General features: G+C 39.7%; 26 protein-coding genes. 21 read left to right on the top strand and 5 right to left on the bottom strand.

Annotated elements, in window-relative coordinates:
- Nucleotides 1-70: 70 nt before the first annotated feature.
- Nucleotides 71-1,477, bottom strand: a complete 1,407-nt coding sequence (gene murJ, locus ACLHDG_RS10470; RefSeq protein ID WP_415406180.1) for a murein biosynthesis integral membrane protein MurJ — start codon at nucleotides 1,475-1,477, stop codon at nucleotides 71-73.
- Between the two features lie 168 nt (nucleotides 1,478-1,645).
- On the opposite strand from murJ, the gene pyk reads away from it, so the two are divergent.
- Nucleotides 1,646-3,112, top strand: coding sequence for a pyruvate kinase (gene pyk, locus ACLHDG_RS10465; RefSeq protein WP_415406179.1), 1,467 nt, complete (start codon nucleotides 1,646-1,648; stop codon nucleotides 3,110-3,112).
- A 207-nt stretch (nucleotides 3,113-3,319) separates the two neighbouring features.
- Entirely contained in the window at nucleotides 3,320-3,877 is a 558-nt protein-coding gene (gene ruvA / locus ACLHDG_RS10460) for a Holliday junction branch migration protein RuvA (RefSeq protein WP_415406178.1), read from the top strand.
- Nucleotides 3,878-3,894: 17 nt separating this feature from the next.
- Here the strand turns inward: ruvA and ACLHDG_RS10455 are convergent, their stop codons facing one another.
- Entirely contained in the window at nucleotides 3,895-4,458 is a 564-nt protein-coding gene (locus ACLHDG_RS10455) for a hypothetical protein (protein WP_415406177.1), read from the bottom strand.
- A gap of 6 nt (nucleotides 4,459-4,464) precedes the next feature.
- Complete coding sequence (locus ACLHDG_RS10450; RefSeq protein ID WP_415406176.1) at nucleotides 4,465-5,292, bottom strand: damage-control phosphatase ARMT1 family protein; 828 nt, start codon at nucleotides 5,290-5,292, stop codon at nucleotides 4,465-4,467.
- Between the two features lie 112 nt (nucleotides 5,293-5,404).
- Between ACLHDG_RS10450 and eco the strand changes: the two genes are divergently transcribed.
- From eco to ACLHDG_RS10435, 3 genes are all read left to right on the top strand, one after another.
- On the top strand, nucleotides 5,405-5,884 hold the full coding sequence (gene eco / locus ACLHDG_RS10445) for a serine protease inhibitor ecotin (RefSeq protein ID WP_415406175.1): 480 nt from the start codon (nucleotides 5,405-5,407) through the stop codon (nucleotides 5,882-5,884).
- Between the two features lie 152 nt (nucleotides 5,885-6,036).
- The gene (locus tag ACLHDG_RS10440; protein ID WP_415406174.1) at nucleotides 6,037-6,222 is read left to right on the top strand and encodes a hypothetical protein; all 186 of its coding nucleotides are present in this window, start codon (nucleotides 6,037-6,039) and stop codon (nucleotides 6,220-6,222) included.
- A 47-nt stretch (nucleotides 6,223-6,269) separates the two neighbouring features.
- Entirely contained in the window at nucleotides 6,270-7,106 is an 837-nt protein-coding gene (locus ACLHDG_RS10435) for a hypothetical protein (RefSeq protein WP_415406173.1), read from the top strand.
- Here the strand turns inward: ACLHDG_RS10435 and ACLHDG_RS10430 are convergent, their stop codons facing one another.
- Both ACLHDG_RS10430 and ACLHDG_RS10425 read right to left on the bottom strand, forming a co-directional pair.
- Nucleotides 7,107-7,784 (bottom strand): C40 family peptidase, encoded by a 678-nt coding sequence (locus ACLHDG_RS10430; protein WP_415406172.1) that lies wholly within the window; start codon nucleotides 7,782-7,784, stop codon nucleotides 7,107-7,109.
- 73 nt (nucleotides 7,785-7,857) lie between these two features.
- On the bottom strand, nucleotides 7,858-8,211 hold the full coding sequence (locus tag ACLHDG_RS10425; protein WP_415406171.1) for a hypothetical protein: 354 nt from the start codon (nucleotides 8,209-8,211) through the stop codon (nucleotides 7,858-7,860).
- Nucleotides 8,212-8,379: 168 nt separating this feature from the next.
- Here ACLHDG_RS10425 and ACLHDG_RS10420 point away from each other — a divergent pair, with 168 nt between their 5' ends.
- The 16 genes from ACLHDG_RS10420 (at nucleotide 8,380) to ACLHDG_RS10345 (ending at nucleotide 24,911) form a co-directional block, all read left to right on the top strand.
- Nucleotides 8,380-8,694, top strand: coding sequence for a hypothetical protein (locus ACLHDG_RS10420; RefSeq protein WP_415406170.1), 315 nt, complete (start codon nucleotides 8,380-8,382; stop codon nucleotides 8,692-8,694).
- Nucleotides 8,685-9,530, top strand: a complete 846-nt coding sequence (locus ACLHDG_RS10415; RefSeq protein WP_415406169.1) for a V-type ATPase subunit — start codon at nucleotides 8,685-8,687, stop codon at nucleotides 9,528-9,530. Before ACLHDG_RS10420 ends, ACLHDG_RS10415 begins: the two co-directional genes overlap by 10 nt.
- Nucleotide 9,531: 1 nt before the next feature.
- On the top strand, nucleotides 9,532-11,346 hold the full coding sequence (locus tag ACLHDG_RS10410) for a V-type ATP synthase subunit I (RefSeq protein ID WP_415406168.1): 1,815 nt from the start codon (nucleotides 9,532-9,534) through the stop codon (nucleotides 11,344-11,346).
- 54 nt (nucleotides 11,347-11,400) lie between these two features.
- Complete coding sequence (locus ACLHDG_RS10405) at nucleotides 11,401-11,694, top strand: ATP synthase subunit C (protein WP_415406167.1); 294 nt, start codon at nucleotides 11,401-11,403, stop codon at nucleotides 11,692-11,694.
- Nucleotides 11,691-11,993 (top strand): V-type ATP synthase subunit F, encoded by a 303-nt coding sequence (locus ACLHDG_RS10400; RefSeq protein WP_415406166.1) that lies wholly within the window; start codon nucleotides 11,691-11,693, stop codon nucleotides 11,991-11,993. The genes ACLHDG_RS10405 and ACLHDG_RS10400 overlap by 4 nt, the downstream gene beginning before the upstream one ends.
- On the top strand, nucleotides 11,965-12,522 hold the full coding sequence (locus ACLHDG_RS10395; protein ID WP_415406165.1) for a hypothetical protein: 558 nt from the start codon (nucleotides 11,965-11,967) through the stop codon (nucleotides 12,520-12,522). Before ACLHDG_RS10400 ends, ACLHDG_RS10395 begins: the two co-directional genes overlap by 29 nt.
- Nucleotides 12,510-14,255 (top strand): V-type ATP synthase subunit A, encoded by a 1,746-nt coding sequence (locus ACLHDG_RS10390; RefSeq protein ID WP_415406164.1) that lies wholly within the window; start codon nucleotides 12,510-12,512, stop codon nucleotides 14,253-14,255. Before ACLHDG_RS10395 ends, ACLHDG_RS10390 begins: the two co-directional genes overlap by 13 nt.
- On the top strand, nucleotides 14,252-15,598 hold the full coding sequence (locus tag ACLHDG_RS10385) for a V-type ATP synthase subunit B (protein WP_415406163.1): 1,347 nt from the start codon (nucleotides 14,252-14,254) through the stop codon (nucleotides 15,596-15,598). The genes ACLHDG_RS10390 and ACLHDG_RS10385 overlap by 4 nt, the downstream gene beginning before the upstream one ends.
- A 49-nt stretch (nucleotides 15,599-15,647) precedes the next feature.
- Nucleotides 15,648-16,250, top strand: coding sequence for a V-type ATP synthase subunit D (locus tag ACLHDG_RS10380; RefSeq protein ID WP_415406162.1), 603 nt, complete (start codon nucleotides 15,648-15,650; stop codon nucleotides 16,248-16,250).
- Nucleotides 16,251-16,295: 45 nt separating this feature from the next.
- A complete protein-coding gene (locus ACLHDG_RS10375) occupies nucleotides 16,296-17,429 on the top strand; it encodes an NAD(P)/FAD-dependent oxidoreductase (protein WP_415406161.1) in 1,134 nt (377 codons plus the stop codon).
- 17 nt (nucleotides 17,430-17,446) lie between these two features.
- Complete coding sequence (locus ACLHDG_RS10370) at nucleotides 17,447-18,676, top strand: L,D-transpeptidase family protein (RefSeq protein WP_415406160.1); 1,230 nt, start codon at nucleotides 17,447-17,449, stop codon at nucleotides 18,674-18,676.
- 12 nt (nucleotides 18,677-18,688) lie between these two features.
- Entirely contained in the window at nucleotides 18,689-19,558 is an 870-nt protein-coding gene (locus ACLHDG_RS10365) for a L,D-transpeptidase family protein (protein ID WP_415406159.1), read from the top strand.
- A 445-nt stretch (nucleotides 19,559-20,003) separates the two neighbouring features.
- The gene (gene ade / locus ACLHDG_RS10360; RefSeq protein WP_415406158.1) at nucleotides 20,004-21,632 is read left to right on the top strand and encodes an adenine deaminase; all 1,629 of its coding nucleotides are present in this window, start codon (nucleotides 20,004-20,006) and stop codon (nucleotides 21,630-21,632) included.
- The gene (locus ACLHDG_RS10355) at nucleotides 21,629-22,912 is read left to right on the top strand and encodes an NCS2 family permease (RefSeq protein WP_415406157.1); all 1,284 of its coding nucleotides are present in this window, start codon (nucleotides 21,629-21,631) and stop codon (nucleotides 22,910-22,912) included. Before ade ends, ACLHDG_RS10355 begins: the two co-directional genes overlap by 4 nt.
- A gap of 36 nt (nucleotides 22,913-22,948) precedes the next feature.
- Entirely contained in the window at nucleotides 22,949-23,740 is a 792-nt protein-coding gene (locus ACLHDG_RS10350) for an alpha/beta fold hydrolase (RefSeq protein WP_415406156.1), read from the top strand.
- Between the two features lie 268 nt (nucleotides 23,741-24,008).
- Complete coding sequence (locus ACLHDG_RS10345; protein WP_415406155.1) at nucleotides 24,009-24,911, top strand: aspartoacylase; 903 nt, start codon at nucleotides 24,009-24,011, stop codon at nucleotides 24,909-24,911.
- Nucleotides 24,912-24,962: the final 51 nt, after the last annotated feature.

The raw sequence follows: 24,962 nt of genomic DNA, 5'->3' as shown, positions 1-24,962 counted from the left end.
TCATTAACATATCTGTTGTAGCGTGGACATTTATAGAAGTGTATGCCTTTGGTACTGCTCACGCTACAGCTTATCTAATGAGAGTAACCAGCCAACTATTTACAAAATATACAATTAGACTAAAAATCAACATCATGACCATAAAATAAAGTGATTTTTTAGACTTTATAATGTCTAAAAATCTATCTGTTCCTACCTCTTTCACCGTAAAGATAAACAGTACCCATCCACCAATACTTCCAGCCAATGCAAGCCCGGAAGCTCCAAGAGGATGCATGAGTATGAGAGAAGCTGTGACAGAAGTCACAAGTGAATAGACGGCTATTTTCGCAGCTTTTAAGTGTCGATGTGAAGCATAAAGAAAAAGTGAAAAGAGTTTCGCCAATCCAAAAGGCAGTAGTCCTACCATATACATTTGTAGTACGTTTACTGTCTCCAGTGTTTGCACTTGTGTGAATTTTCCTCTCTCAAAAAGTAACCAAACGATGGGTTCGGCCAGCAAAATACCTCCAACCATAGCAGCACCTAACAAAAATGCAAGCAGCCAAAAGGCTTGGTTCAGGTTTTTATAGGCGGCTTCTTCCTGCTTATTTTTAAGTGCTTTCGAGACAGTAGGGAAGAGGACCGTAGCTGTAGCGATGGCAATGATAGCAAGGGGGAGTTGAAAGACACGGTTGGCATAAAAAAGGTAGGAGACTGAACCTGTCATAAGAAATGTTGCTAAAATAGTGTCTATAAAAGCAGAGATCTGAGGTGTGGAATTTCCCAGTATGCCTGGTAAAAAGAGAGATTGAAAGTGTTTCTTTTCTTCTTCTACATCTTTTGTTTTCCTGTATTTCCATCCCCCAACAAGGATTTTATGCAGGCTGAATTTGTTTACTGCAATGAGATGAACAACTACCTGCAATGCTCCACCGATGAGTACAGCAAAACTCAGTGCATACGCTACTGTTTTTGGATCTTCTTTCATGTAGATGTAAAGTGCTGCTATCATGGAAATGTTGAGTAGGGCAGTTGACATGGCAGTGGTGGCAAAATGGTTTTTGTATTGTAGTAGTGTGGCTAAAAAAGTCACGATAAAGATGAGATCCAGGTACCAAAAGTTTATAGCGGTCATAGGTGCAGTATTGCCTATAAGTTCACTATCCCATCCCAAAGCTAAGAGTTTAGTGATGGGTTCAGGGAAAAAGGTTATGAGTAGTGAGATGGCCATCAGAAAAAGTAAAAATCTTAAGAAAATGGCTGTGGCAAAGACCCCTTTATGTCGTGATGCAACAAAAGAAGGCATAAAAGCTTGTGTAAATGCACCCTCAGCAAAGATACGACGAAAGAGGTTAGGGAGTTTAAAGGCAACAAAGAACATATCACTCCACACTGAAGCCCCCAGAGCAGAAGCCATAAGTACATCCCGTCCCAGACCTGTAACACGTGAAAATAATATACCGAAACTGTTTGTGAAGATGGATTTAAGTCGCATGATTTTCTTTAATAATTGTTTTTCTATATTTTAGCATAGATAAACCAAGCTTTGATTTTTTTGACTGCTATTTTGATATACTATCCAGAGCAAAAGAAATGGAATAGTGTTAAAAGATATGTAAAAACAGCACGTTCCATTTCCTATGATTAATGCTTAAGGTAATAGATGAAAAAACGTACAAAAATAGTAGCTACTATAGGACCGGCTTCTGATTCACTTGATCAGATCACGGCACTGATGCGAGCAGGGGTCAATGTCTTTCGTCTGAACTTCAGTCACGGGACCCATGAATATCATTTGAAAGTGATCTCACGGATACGTGAGGCGATAAAGAGCACAGGTCTGGTGAGCGGAATACTGCAGGATATCAGTGGACCGAAGATCAGGGTAGGAATGTTGGAAGAGGATTTTATCCTTGAAACCGGTGATACCATTGAGTTTGTTAAAAGTGAGATCGTAGGACACAAGGTCGGTAAAGGGCATTACAGGCTCTCTATCAATGAACCGGATATCCTTGATCAGCTCTCGATCGGTGAATATATTTACTTGTATGACGGTATCATTCGTGCGATCGTCACCAATACGGCTCCTGAGCCTGTGACAGTGGAGATAGAGAATGATGGTATGCTCTCATCAAGAAAAGGAGTCAATTTTCCCAATACCAGTCTGGGAATAGATGTATTGACGGACAAAGATAGAAAAGATATGCTCTGGGGTATTGAGAATGGTGTTGATTTCATGGCGATCTCATTTGTTCAAGATGCAGATGATATGATCGCTGCACGTGAGATTATCTCGTCCAATGGAGGTTCTGTACAGCTCTTTGCCAAGATAGAAAAGTTTGATGCAGTTGAAAATATCGATGCGATACTTGAAGTTAGTGATGGGATCATGGTAGCAAGAGGTGATCTTGGTATCGAAATTCCTTATTTTGATGTGCCATACACACAAAAGATGCTGATCCGTAAAGCCAATAATATGAGTAAACCGGTTATCACCGCAACACAGATGCTTCTCTCTATGACAACCAAGGAGACGGCAACGCGTGCAGAGATCTCTGATGTTGCCAATGCCGTTTTGGATGGTACGGATGCCGTGATGCTCTCTGAAGAGAGTGCAGTAGGGCATAACCCTGTTTTGGCAGTTGAAACAATGGTTAAAACGATCCAGGCAGCAGAAGAGCATTATCCGTTTCATAAGTTTTCCCATTTCGATCTGCGTGATGCCGGAGATAAGATCGATGAGTCAGCCGTTCGCCTGTCAGAGAGCCTGGATACGTCAGGTATTATAGCCATGACCGCATCAGGTCAGTCAGCCAAGAAGTTAGCCCGTTTCCGTCCGAGTAGACCGATCTATGCTGTGACCCATGATAGTAAAGCGGCACAGTCACTGACGATCGTCTGGGGTGTTGTTCCGGCATTTTCGGTAGCTAGGGGCGGACTGCGCATGATGATGGGTGAAGTGATGGACCAGGGCTTGCAAAGAGGTGTAATGCATTTGGATAACAGTTATATCCTCACAGCCGGAGATCCTGTCGGTACGCCAGGTTCCACCAATCTGATCCGAGTGATCACCGGGCATGAAATGGAATTTTTCTGTTCCTTGAAAAGAAAAAAAGAGATAAAGAATTAAGCTTTGATATCTATCAGATAAATTGAAAATATGATAGATATATTTCATGGATTCTAACTATTTCTTGTCAAATATAACAGTAAATTCATATAATTTTAAATACCTATAATTTGAATGACATAAGTAAAAATATGTCAATTTGACATGTTTTTACTTATTCGGGGAAAGTGTTGATATACTTTGATAATTAATTAATAAAGGTATGTCATGATAGTAGGTATAGAAGGTACAGTAGAAAGAAGAGATCCGACTTTTGTACATTTAAATGTAAATGGATTGATTTATGAAGTACAAGTCTCTATCAACACTTCAAATGTAATACAAGAGAAGAGAGTAAAGCTTTTTGTGACACAAGTCATACGTGAAGATGCTAATCTTCTGTTCGGATTTATGGATACCAATGAAAAAAAGATGTTTGATACCGTTTTAAAAATAAACGGTGTTGGTCCCAAAGTGGGGCTTGCTATCTGCTCTACATTCACTCCAAGTACTTTTGCCAAAGTAGTCGCTTCCAAAGACGTGAGTATGCTCAAGAGAGTACCGGGCATAGGTCCAAAAGCTGCAAGCCGCATTTTAGTTGAGTTGGCTGATTTTATTGTAGATGGTAATGAAGAGAGTGGTAACTCTGGTGCACTGGGTGAAGCAGTGATGGCTCTTGAGAGTTTAGGCTTTAAAAAAGATGCTATCCAAAAGGCACTCTCCGGATGTTCTGGTGATACGAGCACATTGGTAAAAGAAGGGTTGAAGAAGCTACAGAGATTATAAGAGTTACTTGTTATTCTTTACGTGTTATAGAGATCTTCAAGCATATTCAATAGCGGAAGAAAAAGCATCTCCACTTCCGACATTTCAATACTTCCCTGATTTGAAAAGAAAAAATGATTGTTTCGGTTACGTCGTGTACGGATAATGATATAGATCATCTCTGAGATCAGTTTTGATTTTTGAGTGTCAAAAGAGATATGTCCGAACAGTGACTCTTCAGCAGATTTGATCGCAGTACTGATGGTACCGGTATTGATCTGGGCTATGTAGTCTATCTGCAAAGTTTTGAGTGTTGCTTGAAGCCATATATTACTTGATGCAGTGACTTTGCTTCCATACTCTCCATGGGCTCTTTTCTTAAAAAAAGCTATATGATGTTTGAGTAGACATGATTTGAGTAAAATTTCTGATGCCAGTGAGATGTCACGCCAGAAATCCACGGCTTGAAAAGGGTCCTGTTCAGGAAGCTTATCTAACATAAAAATACCGTTTTTATAGGTAAGTACATTCTGATGTGTAGCAAGATGGACAGCATAGTTATGGTTCTCGTTGGCAATATTACTAATGTCAATAGTTTTCATAGGGTGTTATCCTCTTTTAAATATCAACTCTTTAATCTCTTTTCCTATGGCTTGAGCCACAACACTGCACTTTACGACAAAGAGAAAATAGACAGGACGTTTGGCTGCCTGGTAGAGACCTTCAAAGTTGCCCATCCCTTTGGCCAGTACAATGTCTGCACGATCGAAAATGGCTTTTGACTCTGCATTGATCTCTTCAAGATCATATCCGGGAGTTGCAACACCTGTATCAATGATATGTGCACAGTTCTTGAGTATCTGAGCTTCCTTCACTGTGACATCATTGATAATCGGTTTTCCTCTTACAAAATAATACACCTCTACATTGTAGCTCTTTTTGATCATTTCTATCAGCACTTTGTCAAAGATATGTTCACCAACATTATCACCGATGATAACCATCTCTTTTGCAACTTTGAGTTCATTTTCAAATGTAGGATAATCATCAATGCCAAAGGCTTGATGAAAATGGTTTTGGATCATCTCATTCAGATCAAACTGATTTTGTGCACCAAAATCGATCACATTACCAATGACAGCCAGTTTGAGTGCATCAGGAATGGTTTTAATAAAAGAGGTGTCAACTTTTAATGCTTCCTGTGTTGAATACTCTTTTGAAAGAGCAACGGGGTCTTCTTCTCCTGTGATATCTGAGATAGCCTGGTATATCTCTTTAGCGATCTGTGGAGGTGTATAGTTCATATCATGATCGATCAGGATCTGTGCAGTACTATCGAAGACTTTTTTACTTGTGTCATCATCCAGTTCCAAGAGCTTGGTGACTTTTAGGGATTGGTTAAACAAACAAGCTAAACAATCAGGTTTAATATTCACTTTATACTTTCCTTTCTAATGATACTATTATGATATTATCATAATTAACCAAAGGTAATTCAGTTTTTGATTCTGACTTAGCTATAATTTATAAATTTAAAAAGGATTTCTGATGATTAAAAAAATAACATTAGCAATAGTAGTTACACTAGCTGGTTCATTACTTTACGCAGAGCCTGCAAAAAAAGATAATATTCATATGTTCCCTCAAGCACAGGAAGGTTTTGTGCGTCATGTCATTGAAGTGCCAAAGACAGACAATGATTATGATCACAGAGTAGAATTACTTATTGGGAAAAAAATGTTGGTTGATTGTAATCAGCACTCATTAAGAGGTAAAATTGAGAATATAACACTTAAAGGCTGGGGATACAAATACCTGGAAGTTTCAGATATTCACAATGGTCCAAGTACAATGATGGCATGCAGTGAACCTAAAACAGAAAAGTTTATCAGCTTATATATGGGAGACGAAACTTTACGTAGATATAACAGTCGTTCCCCTATAGTAGCTTATGTGCCTAAAGGGTATGAAGTTCGATATCGTATTTGGAGTGCAGGAGACAAAGTACAGCAGGCTAAACAAAGATAACTTTACGTATCAGTCATAAAAAAGAGTAATGATGATATCCTTCGCAAAATAAATAAAGGAGTAGTACCATCAAACATTTTTTACTTAAAACGCTACTACTTCTTTTTTTAGGCACATCGTATCTTACCGCTACACATATACACCATGATGACTTGGATCATGAAGATGGATGTGAAGTCTGTGTTGTGGTCAACAACTTCCACAGTGCTGATATTCCAAATTCAGTTATAGATATACATTCACTTGAATACGCTCATGATGAGATAAAACTTCATCATACCTCTCCTGTAACACATATTTGCAAAGGTTTTTACAGTACAGCTCCTCCTTCATATTAATTCTCAATAATAAAAATATATCAATAGAATAAATGAAGGACAACTACATGAAAAAAATGAAAATTTTATTTGTAGTATCACTGCTTTTTACCTTAAGTTATGCAGAGAATACTACAGTAAAACTTAGCTATGAGAACCTAAATTTCGATAACTCAATGACGAAATATAAAGGAAAAGTATATGGTATTTTATTGAGCCATCAAGCAGATGATGCTCTATATCAAATAGCATATGAGAAAACCAATACAGATACTTTTCAACCACCAATGCCAGAAGATTTAGATGTCAATAAGTATTATCTCAAATATACGCACATGTTGGGTGATAAACAAGCCTTCTCTGTAAGTTATGCAACGATAGATGACAATCTGGTTCAAGAGACAGATGGTGGACATATCTATGGTTTAGGTTATAAGTATGCTGCATTTAGTTTGACACAATATATGAGTGACTATATAAATTTTAATGTGTATCAGACAGATATGAAATACAAGTTTAAAAAAGCATTTGGAGAGATACATGCATCTGCTACAGTACTGGGGAAATATATCCATTTACAAGACAGAGAGAACAATCCTTACAGTACAAATGCCAAAGAGGATTATTTTACTCCAGGAGTGAAGCTTCATGCACATTATCATGATTATCATATGGCAGTAGGGGCATATTTTGGGAAAAGAATTTTTGCTGTGATGTATGACGGGTTTAAAGTACAGCATCATGCGATGGAGTTCAATGAGACCTATATGATTGGATTTGGAAAACATTTTGGTGATGTGGATCTCAATCTAAAGTATGTCTATCAAGAAGCAACAGAGATACCTATTCATAATGATAATGTTAAAGTGCAAAATGTAGGGTTGGTATTACGATATCGCTTCTAACTAGACCTTGTTTATAACTCTTTTTGCAGAGACAAACTTGTTGCTATAGTAACCGTTATGAACAGGGGAGATGATGATACCTTTCTTTTTGGAAGCGGCATGAATGAATTGGCCATCACCTAAATAGATACCAACATGCGTTACCGGAATACCGCGTTTTTTGTCTGTAAGGAAGAAAAGGAGGTCTCCTTTTTGGAGATTATTTATGTCAACAGATTCACCTTTTTTTGACTGTGCGTAGGCAGTTCTTGGGAGGTTGACTTTATGTTTTTTGTAAAGGTATTGCACGTATCCTGAACAGTCGAATCCTTGTGGTGTAGTACCTCCCCAGACATATTTTCCGCCTTTGAAATATTTGGCATCTTCAAGAAGTTTTTTCCTGTCTGCATTGGAAATATGATAGGTTTCTCCCGCTTTTTTTGCTACTTGCATTGCCTTGGCTATACGTGTGGCTCTTTGTCTTGCGGCTGCCGCTCTGCGCGCAAGATTTTCTGCTTTGTGCAGTTCATCATAAATGGCTTGAAATGAGTATTCGGTCGTTTTTTGGTTAATAAAAGCGTTTTGAGTATGTTGAATAGTTTTACTGTGTACAATATTACCTTTTTTATCGGTAATGACAAATATGTTTCCATAGGTAAATGATAAAATAGTTATTAGAATAAATATTTTTTTAAACATAATACCCTCATCCATATTTTTTACTATTATATCATAGTAATATTGAATTTATATAAAGAAGATGGAGAGTATCTTAATGGTGGGTTCCGCAGAAATTTGCGTCACATCCATGGACTTTACCTGAATATTTTGAGTTATTTACAAGAAATTTCAATAGACGTTTTTTACGTTTTTTAAATTTAGGACTCTTTAAGTTTTTGATCGCTTTTGGTTCATTTTTATGAATAGATAAAAGTTTTTCATCTTTCTCAAAATAGAATTTCCAGTCATCATCATCTATCTGTTTAGATGCATAAAATGGAGTTCCGTGACAAGATGTACAGAGTTTTGTAAATGTGCGAAAAGCCTTTGTGTCATAGTTTTCTGCAGCAATTATGAGGGTAGATGTACTTGACACAAGAAGTACAATAGCCATTATTTTTTTCACAATATAACCTTTTGTATGTGTTTGTCTGATAATAATGGATTATAGTCACTATAACGTGTATTGTATGTGTAGTAGGTGCAGGAGGAGGTACAAGTGTATTGATGATGGCTTCTTTCTTGTACAAAAACACAAGAGGAAATTTGATATGATATACAAAAGGTTTCTTTCATGATAGATTTGACACAAAAAATACTCTCTTTGGATTTAGAAACGGCATTGGAATTAAATAATGCCAATGCCGTAAGTATGGAAGCAAAAAGAGAAGCTGACCTACGTGCAGAACAGTGCATGGCAGAAGCACAGCATCTTTTTGAGAAGCAGAAAAGAAGTGAAGCAAAACAGCTTGCAAAAAGTGTTAAAGAGGATAGAAAGAGTGCCATCGATAATTTACAGCAAAAGATGGAAGCTTTTGATAAAGGTATCGAGATCGACATGTTGGTTGAGCATTTGGTTACAGTAGCAAGGGATCGGATATGCCGCTAGGAAAAGCTGCAGAATATGGTTATCTCAGTGCCAGATGTCATGTGCTTCGTTCGCAGTTTATCGACTCTGATAGACTAAAGGAACTTGCAGCAGCTAGAAGTATCGGAGAGTTTGTCAGTGCATTGTCAATGACACCTTATGCCCCTTTTATCACGGACATTTCAACCGAAGGAGTGCATAGAGGGCTCTTAGCAGCATTTGAATATCAGCGTAATAGGTTGACCGGTGAACTTAATAAACGGTATTTGGAGATATTTAAACTCTTTTTTAATACAAAATATGCACTTTTGGACGAAAAAACAGCCAATATATCTATAGCAGGTGCGGGAGAGGTTTTTCGTCAGATCGATATAGACTATATAGTATCGCTTGAAAAAAGTATGCGTAAACTTCCTTCTTCTGAGCGGCGACAGATCAAAAAGATAGTGGGGAGCTATTTTGACCTTCTAAATCTCTATAATCTTGTAAAGTTTCGACTTCTCTATCAGCTAAGTGTAGAGGAGACATTGTCCAATATGCTTCCTTATGCTGGAAAATTCACTATTGCGGCACTCACCGAACTTTGTAGTGCCAAAAGCTTACAGGAACTTTCAGTCCTTATTAAACCAGTTCTGGGTGAAGGGTTTGATGACTATGAAACGTTTCGGCAAGTTCTCTACCGTTATCATCGGAAACAACTTCTATCTGTATGGAGTGGATATCCCTTTTCTCTTGCTCTACCATTTTCACTCTTGCGCTTGATAGAGATAGAGATCTCAGACCTCAGAGCGATCACTGAAGGTATTGCATTTGGTCTTGACAGTAAAGAGATCACTAGTATGACGGTGGGAGGCTGATATGCTCTTTCCGGAAAAGATGCTTCGTGTAAAGATCGAGATCGAACCTGAATACAGTAATACCGTTCTTGAGCTGATCGGAAATATAGGATCTCTTCATATTGATGAAACAAAAACGCTTTTGAGCAATGAAGCAGAAGCAGGTCGGGTCAAAATGTTGTTGAAACTGGTACAGAAATATATGGCTCAGCTTGAGGTCAAACCCAAAAGGAGAGGATCGTCTTCTGTTTCAGATATTGAGCATCTTCTTGATCAGACAGAAGAGAGTCTGATAGTGATCGGTACAAAAGTGGATGACCTGTCATTGCGACTCAAAGAAGCAAAAGAGGAAAGAGAACGTTTTGAGAGGGCAGCTACCGTAAAGGTGGCACTTGGCATGGTGATCGATATGGATAGATTGTCCAGAGACCTTAAAACGATCAACATGCATATTGGTATCGTAACAATGGAAGCAGCAGAGCTGTTGAGGCTTGCCTTGAAACAGAAAAAGCTGCTTTTGGTTGACCGACCTTTGTTTGAACAGACCAGTGCTGTAGCAGTTTTCTACGAAGAGGAGGACGATAGAGATGTTCGCAGGGCATTTTCTACTTTAAAGGTCAATGAAATTTCTTTAGATTATTTTTCGGATCAGGCATTTGATCTGCAAAAGCAAACAGAAGAACAGATCACTCTGGATAAGAAGACAATGGTTGACAGATATGGTCAACGCCTGCAGAGTATTGAGAGCCAACTCTATGCACTTCATGCACTTGAAAAAGCAAAATCTTCTCTTAAGGAAGGTGATAATGGATTGATACTTGAGGGATGGATACCAGAAAGTGTATCAAAAGAATTTGTAAAAAACATCGACCATGCAGCAGTAACATTTTCATCATTTGAAGGTGAAGCACCTGTATTGCTTGAAACACCTTTGGCATTGAAACCGTTTGAAAAACTTATCAGCAATTTTTCTTATCCGAGATATGGAGAGGTCAATCCGGTGATGCCGTTTGCTTTCTCTTTTTTGATCCTTTTTGGGATCATGTTCGGTGATGTCGGTCATGGCCTTGTTATTGCACTTGTTGGATGGCTTGTCAAAAAACAGAGTACCCAGTATGCTGATCTGGGGCAGATCTATTATCTCAGTGGAATCTCTTCTGTCTTTTTCGGCTTTTTATATGGCTCTGTTTTCGGTGTTCATCATCTTTTCCCATGTCTGCTTTTTACTCCCATTGAGAACATACAGGCGACTATTATATTTAGTATTGGTATTGGTATCGCTATCATTACCCTCAGCTTTTTTCTCTATATATTGACGGCTATCAAGCGAAAAGAGCTTAGTATGCTGTTTGTTGGTGAAGGAAGTCTACTTTGGCTTCTTGCCTATTGGTTTACTATTGGTATTTTTGTTAAATCCGTTGTTCAGCAGATGGATATCACGTATGAACTGATGTTTCTTTCTTTGCTCTTGCTGGTTATTTTTATCCAGATGCTGAGAAAAACCAGACAAAAGACTCAAGCTGTGATCGATCTTCTTCGAGAATTCATGGATACCATCACCAACACCATCTCTTTTCTTCGTGTGGGAGCTTTTGCTCTTGCACACGGGGCTCTTTTCATGGCAGTTTTCAGCATGGCAAAGATGATCAGTGAAACGTATGGAGAATCTTTTTTCTATTGGATGTTGATAATCGTGGGAAATGTGGTTATTATTGTACTGGAAGGTGTTATTGTAACGATCCAAACATTGCGGTTGGAGTACTATGAGTTTTTCAAACGCTTTTTTAAAGGGGGAGGTACTCCATACCGACCTTATAACCTGAGTTCAAAGGAGTAGCCTTCTGTGATTATGCTACTCCTTTGAACTCAGGTTAAACATTAGGAGAAAAAAATGAAAATTAAAAGTTGGGTAATTGTGGTTGGATTGTTCCTGCCACTCATAGCATCGGCAGCAGAATCAGGGATAACAGATGAAGGTATCGCTTATATTGCAGCGGCCGCTGCTGTAGGACTGTCTACGATCGCAGGTGGTATCGCGGTTGGACTGGTTGGTGCAGCAGCTATGGGTGCTGTTGGTGAAAAACCGGAGATATCCGGTAAAGCATTGATCTTTCTAGGTCTGGCAGAAGGGATCGCCATCTATGGGTTGATCATTGCTATTATGATCCTGGGTAAAGTGGGATGAAACTGGTCATTGTGGGAAACGAAGAGGAGTGTCTTGGTTTTTCACTTGCTGGGGTTGAAGGTGTGATCGTTGAAGATGATAGTATGTTTGTTGAGCAGATGCAGCAGTTGTTTTCTGATCATGAAATCGGTGTGATCGCTATCGCAGATCGGTATTTTTCTATTTTTTCCGAACGTTTTAGTCCGGTGATCGAAAAACGGGCTGTTCCTGCTGTAGTGTTTATTCCGTCTATGGATGGTACGCATCATAAATCGAGTCTAAAGGAGTATCTTGCCAGTATCCTCGGTATCCGACTTTGAGCATTTTGCAGAAAAGGTCAAAAAACAGATCAGTACTAAAGTAAGAAGAGTAGAAGTAGAGACATCTGATTACCTGCTTGCAAAAGAGAATGAAGCAGAACATAAAATAAACAGTTGGACGAAACATGCACACTTTGAATGGGATCAGGAGCGCTATGCTCAAGAGCAGCGTAGCCACAATAGTATTGAGGAAGAGGTGAACAGGAAATGGTCTGAGTTCAAGAAAGAGCGTAAATCAGCATTGAGATCAGCATTAAAGATACGCCTTTATCAAATATTCCCCACTCTTGCGGAATGTTTTATCTCCCAAATATCACAAAAATATCAAACAGGAACATTGACGATGCCTGAAGCATATATGTCATTCGTAACAAAAGAGGGATTTCTCTTGCATATGTGTGAAAAAGAGCAAATTATTTTTACAAGTGGAAATCTCTACATCGAGTATTCGGTTGAACGTATTATTGAAGAGCTTACTGATGAGATCGATTCACGCATGCATTTCAAGGAGGATACATGGCAGGTATAATCTCTATTTCCGGTCCCATCGTTAAAGTAGGTATTGAGGGTGAAAGTGTACGTATACAGGATGTGGCTTATGTAGGAGAGGCTGGACTAATAGGTGAAGTGATCGAGAGAGATATCCAGAGTGCAATGGTCCAGGTATATGAAGAGACTGAAGGGCTGAAACTGGGTGAGAAAGTACTCTTTACAGGTGAAATGCTCTCTGCTCTACTTGGCCCGGGGCTTCTTGGATCGATCTATGATGGTATTCAGCGTCCGCTTAAACTGGTGGGCACCCAAATGCAAAAAGGACTCAAACTTGATCCTCTTGATAGGGAGAAGCAGTGGTATTTCATCCCCTCTGTAAAGGAGGGTGAAGAGCTTAAAGCTGGTGAGCTTATGGGGATCGTTATGGGTGAAAGCAAATTTGAGTATAGGATAATGATGCCTCCGGATAAGATGGGTACTGTATCTTCTGTTGTCAAAGAGGGAGAATATTGTCTGGATGATACGTTGATCGAATTGGATGATGGTGCAAAACTCTCAATGGTTCAACGTTGGCCTGTCCGTATCTCACGTCCTTTCAAAGAGAGAGTTCTCTCTGGAAAACCGATGATCACCGGGCAGAGGATCATTGATTTTCTCTTTCCGATCAGTGAAGGCGGGTCTGCTTCTATCCCTGGAGGATTTGGTACCGGAAAAACGATCTTGCAGCAAACCTTGGCCAAGTGGAGTGATGCTGATATTATTGTTTATATAGGCTGTGGTGAAAGGGGTAATGAAATGACTGAAGTACTTCAGGAGTTCCCGGAACTTGAAGACCCAAAAACCGGCAAGCGGCTTATTGAAAGAACTGTACTCATTGCCAATACATCTGATATGCCAGTCTCTGCACGTGAAGCTTCCATCTATATGGGATTGACGATCGCGGAGTATTTTCGTGATATGGGGTATACTGTTGCATTGATGGCTGATTCTACATCACGTTGGGCTGAAGCGATGCGTGAACTTTCCGGGCGGATGAATGAACTACCTGCTGAAGAAGGGTTCCCTTCCTATCTTGCTTCTCGTATCGCCTCTGTATATGAACGTGCAGGGGCGGTCGCAACACTTGGTGGAAATTCTGGAGCATTAACGATGATTGGTGCTATTTCACCACCGGGTGGAGATTTCTCTGAACCGGTGACACGTTATACGCAGCGTTTCACCTCTGTTTTCTGGGCGTTAGATAAGGAGTTGGCCAATGCCCGATTCTACCCATCGATCAATCATCTGCTAAGCCATAGTGCTTATGCCCAGAATGTCAAGCCATGGTGGGAAGCTATCTCTCCTGGCTGGGGTGAACTCCGGCTTTGGTTGATCGAACTGCTGCAGCGTGATGAGAAGCTGCAGCGTATCGTAAAACTTTTGGGAAGTGAAGCACTGCCGGAAGATCAGAAGCTCACGCTCTTTATGGCTGATCTCGTTAAAGAGTTCTTTTTGCAGCAAAATGCATTTGATGAGGTAGATATGTATACTTCACCTGAAAAACAGATACAGATGGCTGAAGCACTCAGGGCTTTGCATCAGTGGTGGGAGCACTGTTTTGAGCAAAAGGGAATGCCTGTGACACTTTTGAAAGAGCAAGAGATCGTACAGGAACTGCTTTTTGCCAGACTCGGAGTTCCCAATAGCCAGCTAGAGTGGTTTGCTAAATGGCATAAGCGTATGGAAGAGCAGTATGAAACACTGCTGTTGACATTTGGAGAAGTCTCATGATCATAGAATACACCGGAGCGCAAAAACTAAAAGGCTCACTGCTCTTCTTTGAACCCATCGAGAATGTTCAGTATGGAGAGAAAGTTGTGATCCGCTCAGAGGGAAAAACAGTGAACGGGAAGGTTGCAGCACTTTCTGAGAGCGTGATGCTGATCGAGATACTTGGAGAGCCCTACGGACTGAATCTTGATAACATTAAAGTACGTTTTACCGGAAATGCATTTGAGCTGGGTGTAAGTGAAGCAATGTTGGGCAGGGTATTGAATGCATTTGGTGAGCCGACGGATGCTGGGGGTGAAATTCACTGTGAGAAGAAATTACCCATTGGAGGTTCAGCCTATAATCCGGCGCACAGGGAGTATCCCAAAGATTTCATACAGACCGGTATTTCTGCAATCGATGGATTGAATGTCCTGGTCAAAGGTCAAAAACTTCCTGTTTTTTCTGTTTCCGGAGCTGCCACCAATGAGCTGGCTGCGCAGTTGGTACGACAGATACGTCCTTCCAATGAAAAAGGAGCGGTCGTATTTGCTGCGATAGGCATCAAGTATGAAGATGCAAGGTATCTGATGCAGAGTATCAGTGGCGGGGGAAACTTTGATTCTACTACTGTTTTTTTGAATTTGGCAGATGAGCCAAGTATCAATGCATTGCTGTTGGTACGTTCTGCACTGACCTTTGCCGAGTATCTTGCCTTTGAGAGAGGTTATGATGTAATCACTGTTTTGTATGATATGACCAACTATTGTGATGCCCTGAGAGAAGTCTCTTCCCGCCGCGAAGAGATTCCAAGCAGAAAAGGATATCCGGGATATATGTATAGTGACCTGGCTTCGATCTATGAGAGGGCTGGGATTCTGCAGGGGAAAGCAGGGTCACTGACACAGATCCCTATCCTGACGATGCCAGATGGTGATATTACACATCCTATCCCTGATCTGACCGGTTACATCACTGAAGGGCAGATCGTACTGGAGAGGGAACTTCAGCAAAAAGGAATTTACCCTCCGATCAATGTCCTGCCTTCTCTTTCCCGTTTGATGAATCATGGAGCAACTGCCCAGCACAGAAGATGGTCTGCAGAGATATATGCTGCCTATGCCAAAGCAAAAAAAGCACAGATGCTTGCTGCCATTATCGGTGAAGGAGAGATGGGCAAAGCAGAACGGGATTATCTGGCATTTGGAAAGGCATTTGAGAGCCGTTTTGTTGCACAGGGAAATGATGAAGAGCGTACGCTTGATCAGACACTTGCCATAGGATGGGAACTTCTAAAACTATTACCGATTGAATCATTGACACGTCTAAAACCTGAAGATATTTCGGAGTATCTTCAATCATGAACGAAATCACTGCCTTAAAAATTCAGATATTTGGTCGAGTTGGTAATACATGATCCATGCAAAAAATAAAACAGCTTTACTGGAACTGAAGAAGGATCTTGAACTGGTACACAGTGGAGCACAGATACTTGAAGAGAAGCGAAATATCCTTCTCAAAGAGATCATCTCTTTGCTTGATGAAGTTGAAGAGGAGCGTGAGAAGCTGAATGAATCGGTACGGCAGAGTTATCAGATATTGATAAAGGCTTTTATGGAGAGTGGAAAGGTTCAACTCAAAAAGGAGGCTACCCTGCCGGTTTTCAATGGAAAGCTTCACGTCTATGAAAAGAGTTTTATTGGTATACTGATACCCAAAATCACCTACGAATTACAGCAGGTACGCTTTCCGTTGAATATCAGTGGAGAGACACTTTTTTTAGAAGTAGCAAGAAAGTCGTTTATTGATACGACATCAGACATTTTAGCACTGGCTGAGATCGAGTTTAAAGCATGGCGGCTTGCAGCTGAGCTTAAAAAAACCGTTGTCAGGGTTAATGCCTTACAAAAATATTATGTACCGGAATATGATAAAGCTATTAAAGAGACGACAGCCTCACTCGAAGAGGTTGAACGAGAATTCCTTCTTGTCATAAAAAAATCAAAAGAGAGATAGATTTGTGTAACTGTAGTATGTGTATTAATCCGATATAATACTGCCATGGATAATAAAATCATTATTATAGGAGGAGGAGCAAGTGCATTGATGCTGGCTTCTTTACTTCCGAAAAACACTGCAAATGTTATAGAAAGCAACGCCAAAGTGGGAGCTAAGATATTGGTCTCTGGCGGGGGGAAATGTAATATCACCAATGAGCTTATGGGAACGCAGTATTTTCTTGCTGATAAAACATTTATACAACATGCATTGAAAAGTTTTAATGAAAAAGCACTTTTAAGATGGCTGGAGAGACAGAACCTTATGCCGGTTCTTCGAAAAGAGACGCAATATTTTTGTAAAGATTCAGCCAAAGAACTTTTGGATATTTTTCTTAAAGAGAGTAAAAAGCAGAAGATACTTACAAACGAAAAAGTAATGGATGTTTCTAAAAGAGATGAAGTTTTTTATGTAAAAACAGACAAGCGAACTCTAACGGCAGACAGAGTGGTTGTGGCATCTGGAGGTTTGAGCTTTCCTAAACTTGGTGCAAGTGGTATCGGGTATGAAATTGCAGAACATTTTGGGCACAGCATTGTTAAAACCGCACCTGGGTTGGTTGGATTTACGGTACAAAAAGATCAGTTCTTTTTTAAAGAACTTTCGGGCGTATCTACAGATGTGGTCATAAAAATAGGAGATGAGAGTTGTAAAGGTGCTCTACTGTTTGCCCATAAAGGCTTGAGTGGACCAGCCGTGTTGGATGCATCACTTTATTGGGAAAAAGGAAAGATCGAAGTAGACTTTTTACCAAATTTTTCATGGGAGGGTCTTAAAAAGAGTAAAAAACAACTCAGCTCTCTTCTTCCTATGCCTAAACGTGTTACTAAGGCGTTTTTGGTACAATTAAAGATTGATGATAAAATAGGGACTAAAATAACAGCAGATGAGTTCTCATTATTGCAAACGTTAAATCATTATAGTTTTGCCCCCGCAGGGACTTTTGGCTACGCTAAAGCAGAAGTAACAAAAGGTGGTGTTTGTACCGATGAAGTAGATGCTCGAACTATGATGAGTAAAAAAACAGAGGGGCTCTACTTTACAGGTGAAGTATTGGATGTAACAGGACGATTGGGAGGATATAACTTTCAATGGGCATTTTCAAGTGCCTATGTATGTTCAAAAAGTATTAAATAAAGGAAATGGGGATAAATATGAGGATAAAAATTTTACTGGCGATAGCGTTTGCTGTCTTGTTGAGTGGGTGTGTAGGGACACCGGACTCTGAAGGTTGGAGATCATCACAAAAAAATGAGTTTTTAAAGATATTGAAAACTGATAAATATATGTCTATCTGTAATCAGCAGGCATTGTATCAGAAAGTTAAAGAGAGTAAAAACTCTCAGTTGATGTCTAAGTTACTTGTAGCCTATACAGAAAATCTTGCCAATGGATGTATTATTAATGCCTCTCAAAAAGAGATGATAGTTGGAAAAAAAGTAACAACTTATGGTGCTTATCCTCAAAAAGTAAGTGATTCAGATATTAAGATGAAGCTTAAAGCAGGGCAGAGTATAGAGCAGATATTGAAACCTTATGTTCCTGAGTATGACCAGTTTTCCTGCCTTACGAGAAGTTACAATATTTTAAAGAAAGACTCTAATACTTCAGAAAGTACGCTTCGTAAAATCCGTCTGAACATAGAAAGAGTGAAATTAATGAAGCCGGGTCTTGGTAAGAATTATGCTTTGATCAATATACCTGAGTTTGTCGTTCGTATCATTGAGGACAAAAAAACAGCTGTTGCAATGGGTGTTGTAGTGGGTAAACGAAGAATGAAAACACCGGTGTTTAGTGAAGACCTTCAATATATTACGCTAAACCCTCAATGGAGTGTACCAGACAGTATCGCCAGAAATGAAGTTATCCCCGATCTGTTAAAAGATCCGAACTATTTGAAAAAACATCGTATGGTCATGCGTTCATCGTATGATCTTAATTCAAAAAAGTTAACGCCAGATTCAGTAGACTTGAAGGCATATGTAGGAGGAAAAGGACCTGTACCGTTTAAATTTATTGAAGTACCTTCTGTTCGAAATGGTTTGGGTCGTGTAAAGTTCATCTTCCCAAATCACCATTCTGTTTATATGCATGATACGCAATCAAAACACCTCTTTAAACGTAAAGTAAGGACGTATAGCCATGGATGTGTAAGACTTGAGAAGCCTAATGTTATGTTAGATCATATCTCAAAACATTATACTTCTACAAGTGCTGAAGATATAAAAAAGAAGTATGACTCTTTGAAAACACACTATGTGAAAATAACCAAGAGGTTGCCAGTGCATACCGCATACTTAACAACGTATACGGATCAGTGTAGCAACTTGTTGATATTCCCTGATATATATGGATTTGACAAATCGCAGAAACTTAATTTTTAACAGAGTGGAAAGATGGCAAAGGCATGGCTTATTTTAGCTGATATCCTTGTCACTCTTCTTCTTTTACTTTCCCTTATACTTTTTTACCTTTACACTCCCAAAAAAGAAAAACCAGATACCCTTACTCTTCCTAGTATGGAACAGAATATCACTTTAGATACATTTCATCTAAAAACAATAGATCTAAATGCTACAATAACCATAGATGATCTGATACGTATGGGTGAACAGAGTGGTATAGAGGAGTATATTATAGAAAATAAATTTATAATTAGAACACTGGAAGAGAGCTTGGTAGAGCTTTCTGCCAAAGTAGGGGATCCTCTGTTTATCCGTATTTTTAAAGAGGAGTCACTTTTGGAGGTATGGATACGCTCTAAAACAGAGTATCAACATTTGAAAGATTATGCTATATGTGCCTATTCTGGTTACTTGGGACCAAAATTAAAAGAGGGTGACAGACAATCTCCGGAAGGTTTTTACAAAGTAAAAAAATACCAACTCAATCCAAACAGCAAGTTCCATCTCTCTTTTAATTTAGGATATCCAAACAAATACGACAGTGCACATGAACGTACAGGTTCATTTTTGATGGTACATGGTAATTGTGTTTCTGATGGATGTTACGCAATGACAGATGATAAAATAGAAGAGATCTATGCTTTAGTAGAAGGTGCATTGCAAAAAGGTCAGAAATATGTACAGGTACATGCATACCCCTTTCGTATGACAGAAGAGAATATGGCTCTTTTCTCAGACAATGAATGGTATGACTTCTGGGTGAATCTCAAAGAGGGGTATGACTACTTTGAAGCTGAAAAATTGCCACCTTTTGTGAAAGTGGAAAATAAACAATACTCTATACATGAAGGAAATGAGTAGACAATCCAAAATTTTATGATCATTTGGAATATATTTGCTTCTATTTACAGAAGAATTATTTTTATTTAACGTTATAAAATCTCCTATATAGTACATTTTATAAGGTTTTATATACTTGGTTGCAGATTAATGGTCTCTAAACGTTGCTACAGCGATAAACCTTATAAAATATATAACTTTATAAGGTTTTTACCACAGTGTCCTTGCTAAAAATACCAGTAGCTACAGACATAAAATATAAGACCGTCGCCTAAATGATTTGTCTGACTAATCCTAGCAAGGCCCTAAATATGGGGGAGAGGATAAGGAATTATATAAGTCTATATTTTTTATATCATACATCGCTTCATGCGTTCTACTGACATGTAGAAAAAATAATAAGTACTAAGATACTCTTTATCCTATCTGTGTAAAAATATATTAAGATAACTATGGAGGTGCTCTTATGGAAATTAAAGCCAATTTTGTTGATATTAACCAACGTGAGATTTACGCTGTAAAAGTAGTGACCAACAATCATAAAATCAGTTCTGTCACAAAGATTGATGAGCGCTGTTCCACCTACATTCTGCCTGGGTTTATCGATGCCCACATACATATAGAAAGTTCAATGCTTCCTCCAAGTGAATTTGCCCGTTTGGCAGTACGGCACGGCACCGTTGCAACCGTTTCCGATCCTCATGAGATCGCCAATATTCTTGGAATAGAAGGGGTTGAATTTATGCTCAACAATGCAGAACAGGTCAATTTCAAATTTTACTTTGGTGCATCGCCTTGTGTACCGGCAACACCCTTTGAAACCAGTGGTGCAACACTGGGCGTTGAGGAGATCAAAACATTGCTGCAAAAACCACAGATCAAATATCTCAGCGAAGTGATGAATTTTCCGGGTGTCATCCATGGCGATGAGGATATGCTCTCAAAGATAAAAGCGGCGCAGGATCTTGGGAAACCGGTAGACGGTCATGCTCCCGGACTTCACGGTGATGATCTTAAACGCTATATCGATACGGGAATCACGACTGATCATGAAGCGTTTACGTATGAAGAGGGGTTGGAAAAGATCCAGCGCGGTATGAAAATATTGATACGCGAAGGTTCAGCGGCAAAGAACTTCAACGCGTTGGCACCACTGATCGATGAGCATTATATGATGCTGATGTTTTGCAGCGATGACCGCCATCCGAATGATCTCTATCACGAACATATCAACCAGTTAGTCAAGCGTGCCATCGCAAAAGAGGATGATCTCTTTAAAGTTTTGCAAATCGCCTGCATCAATCCCATTATTCACTACAACCTTGATGTCGGAATGTTAAGAGAAGGAGACAGTGCCGACTTCATTGAAGTGGATAATCTGGATGATTTCACTATTTTAAAGACAGTGATCAATGGTGAAGTGGTTGCCCAAAACGGAGAATCAAAAATAAGCCCGGTACCGATCTTAAAGATCAATAATTTTCATGCAGGCACAAAAAAACCAAAAGATTTTACAATGCCGGCATGTAAAACGGTTGAAGTGATCCAGGCGATTGATCATGAGCTCATCACCCATGAAAAACTGGTGAACCTTCGTACTGTCCCATCAAAGACAGTAGGTGACCCTGAGCATGATATCCTTAAAATCAGTGTCGTTAACCGTTATGAGGATGCTGTTCCTGCTCTTGCCTATGTCAACGGTTTCGGATTAAAACAAGGTGCGATCGCTTCGAGTGTTGCCCATGATTCTCACAATATCATTGCCGTAGGATGCAGTGACGAAGAGATAGCCAGGGCTGTCAATCTGATCATTGAACGACAGGGAGGCATCTGCGCAGTTAGCGGTGAAGACGAGTGGATCTTACCACTGGAAATTGCAGGAATCATGAGTGCAGAAGACGGTTTCAGTGTCGCCAGAGAGTATGAGAATATAGACCGCATTGTCAAAGAAACCTTGGGTTCAACATTAAGCGCACCGTTTATGACCCTCTCTTTTATGGCACTGCTAGTCATTCCCGAGCTTAAACTAAGTGATAAGGGCCTTTTTGACGGACGGACATTTCATTTTATCAACAGCTGTAAAGTTGAAGCATGAACCTTTTTAAACTTCGGGAACACAAGACAGATGTCAGAACCGAAATAACTGCAGGGTTTACAACATTTATGGCCATGCTCTACATCGTTCCGGTGAATGCTTCCATAATGAGTGCTTCCGGCATGCCTTATGATGCCCTCATTACAGCTACGGCAGTAATGACCATCATCGCATCGATACTCAATGGGTTTTGGGCAAATACTCCGATCGCTATGAGTGTCGGTATGGGTTTGAATGCCTATTTTAGTTTCGGACTGGTCAAAGGGATGGGAATTGCCTGGCAGAGTGCTCTGGGCATTGTGTTTGTTTCGGGGGTCTTATATATACTTATCAGTATGACACCGCTACGACGCTGGATGATCGAAACCATCCCTATGGATATTAAGCGGGCAGTCAGTGCGGGGATCGGTGCTTTTATTGCTTTTATTGGATTAGAGCAGATAAAAATCATTGTTGATAGTCCATCAACACTCGTAACCATCGGTAATTTTCAAGACAGTCATGTTCTGCTCGGTCTGTTTGGTCTGGCTCTGGCAATTTTATTTACACTCAAAAAATACAAAGGTGCCTTTATCCTTTCAATCGTTTTAACAACACTCTTTGCCTGGGTTGCAGGTATCGAAAAGCTGCCGGAGGAGTTTTTCTCTATGCCTGCATCTATGGCGCCGATAGCATTTGAACTGGATATCCCCTCTGCACTGACACTCTCTATGCTTCCGGTCATTATTATCTTTTTGATCACCGATCTATTTGATACACTTGGCACCCTGACAGGCGTGGGAATGCGAGCAGATCTTTTTAACAAAAAGGATTCCTTGCCTCTGCAAAAAACCATTGAGGCCGATGCCGCTGCAACAATGCTAAGCGGGCTTGCCGGAGTGACCAGTACAACATCCTTCATTGAGAGTGCTGCCGGTGTTGAAGAAGGTGGGAGAACCGGGCTTAGTGCGGTTGTGGTCGGTCTGCTGTTTATTTTACCTCTGTTTCTGCTCCCTTTTTTCAAAGCCATCCCTCCCAATGCGATCTATCCGATCCTGATCGTTATTGGCGTAATGATGTTCAGTGAACTGCAGCATATAGACTATCAAGATCCCGCCATAAAATACAGTACTTTTTTTATCGTGCTGGGAATGCCGCTGATGTACTCCATTACCAACGGTCTGCTGTTGGGTGCTTTGGTTTTTGTTTTTATCAATCTGGTTCAGGGTAGGTATAAACAGATCGACATAGCTATGGGAGTTTTGGCTGCCGTTGCTTTACTTGTGTTTTTTGTACTGTAGAGACGAGGTAGAATATTAAAAAAAGGTTAATGTATCATGCCAAATATAGAAGTCAATGATGTTTCACTTTACTACGAAATCCACGGAGCTGGGGAACCGTTAATGTTAGTTGCCGGTCTGGGCAGTGACTCCCAAAGTTGGCAACCAGTTATCGAGGAACTCTCACGGCACTTTCTGGTCATTGCTCCTGATAACAGAGGAACAGGTAGAACCATACCACAAGACGTTGAGACAAGCATCCGGCAGATTGCTGATGACTGCATGGCACTTGCAAGACATCTGGGCTTCTCCTCTTTTAATCTCCTTGGTCATTCGATGGGCGGCTTCGTTGCTCTAGACCTTGCAGCCCGTTACCCAGATGCCGTCGACAAACTGATACTTGCAGGAACATCAGCCTCTAACCCAAAATGTAATGATGTACTTTTTTCCGATTGGGCATCAACCCTGGAATCAGGTATGGATAAAATGCAGTGGTTCCGCAGTATCTTCCACTGGCTTTTTACAGAACAATTTTTTGAAAATAAGGATGCCCTGGATGCCGCACTCCGCTATGCTGTTGATTATCCCTATCCTCAAAGTGAAGTTGCTTTTAGAAAACAAGTAGAGGCGATCACGGGCTTTGACTATTTTGAGCAACTTTCCGGCGTTACTGCGAAGACACTGGTTATCAGCGGACAAGAGGATATCCTCTTCCCTCCACATGCATCTGCTTCCATGGCACAGGCAATTCCGGGAGCCATTTTCTCCATGATAGAACATGCCGCCCATTCCATCCATATGGAACAACCGCAGGTGTTCACCGACCATGTGCTGGATTTCCTACTGTAAAACCCATAATCCAGAATTTTTAGCAGATTTTAGCTTTTTAGCTATAAAATAACCTCAAACATAGTTTTTTTCAATAGAAAAACTGATGCAATCTAAAATTGGCTATTTTGTGGGGTTGAATTTGCAAGTGGTTCCATACTATATATTTTCATCAATATCAAGACATTTTTGATATACTCATAATAGGGAAATAAAGCAATAGTAGGACATAGTGTTCTGCTAATAAATAGTTAGGCCTTGGATCAAATAGCCACATAGGAAAATTATTATGAATATCAAAAATATCGCAATTGTTGGTGGAACACATGGAAATGAATATACTGGAGTCTATTTAATAAGAAAGCTACGGATAAATCAATTTCAAGAGAAGTGGAATGGACTAAATATAGATTTGCTAATTGGAAATCCAAAAGCATATGAAAAATGTGTCCGATTTATAGACCATGATCTTAATAGATCCTTTGGCAAAAAAGACTTAACTGATTTTGAATTACCTGGATATGAGGCAAATAGGGCAAAAGTCATTAGCCAGAAAATAGATCCAAAGGATTCACCGAAGACAGATTTTATAATAGATCTGCATACAACTTGCGCTAATATGGGAGTGTCAATAATTCTAGTGAATGATAATATTTATAACTTTAAAATGGCCTCATATATAAAATCAAAAATTCCTAACTGTCATATCTACTATATTCCCACAGAATCATACGCTGAACATCACTTTTTGAATACTTTGTCTCCTTATGGCTTTGCTTTGGAAGTGGGTCCAATTCCTAATGGTATTGTCAGACATGATATCTTTAATCAAACAAGTAATACCATTGATGTTGCGCTTGAGTTCATAAATATGACAAATTCAGGAGAGAACCCTGAAGTTGATAATGCCATTGAGGTGTTTATACATAGGAAAACAGTCGAGTTTCCAAAAGATAAGGAAGGGAATATCAATGCCATTATCCACGAAAATCTTCAAGACAAAGACTATCAGCCATTAAAGAAAGGTGATCCTATATTTTCTACCCTTGAAGGAGAGATCGTTACTTTTGAAGAGGATGAAATTCTACATCCTGTTTTTATTAATGCAGCAGCATACTATTATAAAAATATTGCATTTTCGTTAACTGAAAAAGTAAGCGTAGATACCAAAAAAGGTCTAACAAAAGCATAAACTCAGACGCAAATATACTAGCGCATTTTTGTACCAGTCATGCGTGGTGTA

Origin of the sequence: Sulfurovum iocasae (assembly GCF_047716765.1) — a bacterium.
Taxonomy (GTDB): domain Bacteria; phylum Campylobacterota; class Campylobacteria; order Campylobacterales; family Sulfurovaceae; genus Sulfurovum.
The sequence above is the reverse complement of the archived record's forward strand: the minus strand, read 5'-3'. Positions and strand labels throughout refer to the sequence as shown.

What these genes read in the sequence shown, in the direction of transcription:
- murJ (WP_415406180.1), bottom strand. Translation starts at nt 1,477, where the DNA reads ATGCGACTTAAATCCATCTTCACAAACAGTTTCGGTATATTATTTTCA.
- pyk (WP_415406179.1), top strand. Translation starts at nt 1,646, where the DNA reads ATGAAAAAACGTACAAAAATAGTAGCTACTATAGGACCGGCTTCTGAT.
- ruvA (WP_415406178.1), top strand. Translation starts at nt 3,320, where the DNA reads ATGATAGTAGGTATAGAAGGTACAGTAGAAAGAAGAGATCCGACTTTT.
- ACLHDG_RS10455 (WP_415406177.1), bottom strand. Translation starts at nt 4,458, where the DNA reads ATGAAAACTATTGACATTAGTAATATTGCCAACGAGAACCATAACTAT.
- eco (WP_415406175.1), top strand. Translation starts at nt 5,405, where the DNA reads ATGATTAAAAAAATAACATTAGCAATAGTAGTTACACTAGCTGGTTCA.
- ACLHDG_RS10435 (WP_415406173.1), top strand. Translation starts at nt 6,270, where the DNA reads ATGAAAAAAATGAAAATTTTATTTGTAGTATCACTGCTTTTTACCTTA.
- ACLHDG_RS10430 (WP_415406172.1), bottom strand. Translation starts at nt 7,784, where the DNA reads ATGTTTAAAAAAATATTTATTCTAATAACTATTTTATCATTTACCTAT.
- ACLHDG_RS10420 (WP_415406170.1), top strand. Translation starts at nt 8,380, where the DNA reads ATGATAGATTTGACACAAAAAATACTCTCTTTGGATTTAGAAACGGCA.
- ACLHDG_RS10415 (WP_415406169.1), top strand. Translation starts at nt 8,685, where the DNA reads ATGCCGCTAGGAAAAGCTGCAGAATATGGTTATCTCAGTGCCAGATGT.
- ACLHDG_RS10410 (WP_415406168.1), top strand. Translation starts at nt 9,532, where the DNA reads ATGCTCTTTCCGGAAAAGATGCTTCGTGTAAAGATCGAGATCGAACCT.
- ACLHDG_RS10405 (WP_415406167.1), top strand. Translation starts at nt 11,401, where the DNA reads ATGAAAATTAAAAGTTGGGTAATTGTGGTTGGATTGTTCCTGCCACTC.
- ACLHDG_RS10400 (WP_415406166.1), top strand. Translation starts at nt 11,691, where the DNA reads ATGAAACTGGTCATTGTGGGAAACGAAGAGGAGTGTCTTGGTTTTTCA.
- ACLHDG_RS10390 (WP_415406164.1), top strand. Translation starts at nt 12,510, where the DNA reads ATGGCAGGTATAATCTCTATTTCCGGTCCCATCGTTAAAGTAGGTATT.
- ACLHDG_RS10385 (WP_415406163.1), top strand. Translation starts at nt 14,252, where the DNA reads ATGATCATAGAATACACCGGAGCGCAAAAACTAAAAGGCTCACTGCTC.
- ACLHDG_RS10380 (WP_415406162.1), top strand. Translation starts at nt 15,648, where the DNA reads ATGATCCATGCAAAAAATAAAACAGCTTTACTGGAACTGAAGAAGGAT.
- ACLHDG_RS10375 (WP_415406161.1), top strand. Translation starts at nt 16,296, where the DNA reads ATGGATAATAAAATCATTATTATAGGAGGAGGAGCAAGTGCATTGATG.
- ACLHDG_RS10370 (WP_415406160.1), top strand. Translation starts at nt 17,447, where the DNA reads ATGAGGATAAAAATTTTACTGGCGATAGCGTTTGCTGTCTTGTTGAGT.
- ACLHDG_RS10365 (WP_415406159.1), top strand. Translation starts at nt 18,689, where the DNA reads ATGGCAAAGGCATGGCTTATTTTAGCTGATATCCTTGTCACTCTTCTT.
- ade (WP_415406158.1), top strand. Translation starts at nt 20,004, where the DNA reads ATGGAAATTAAAGCCAATTTTGTTGATATTAACCAACGTGAGATTTAC.
- ACLHDG_RS10355 (WP_415406157.1), top strand. Translation starts at nt 21,629, where the DNA reads ATGAACCTTTTTAAACTTCGGGAACACAAGACAGATGTCAGAACCGAA.
- ACLHDG_RS10350 (WP_415406156.1), top strand. Translation starts at nt 22,949, where the DNA reads ATGCCAAATATAGAAGTCAATGATGTTTCACTTTACTACGAAATCCAC.
- ACLHDG_RS10345 (WP_415406155.1), top strand. Translation starts at nt 24,009, where the DNA reads ATGAATATCAAAAATATCGCAATTGTTGGTGGAACACATGGAAATGAA.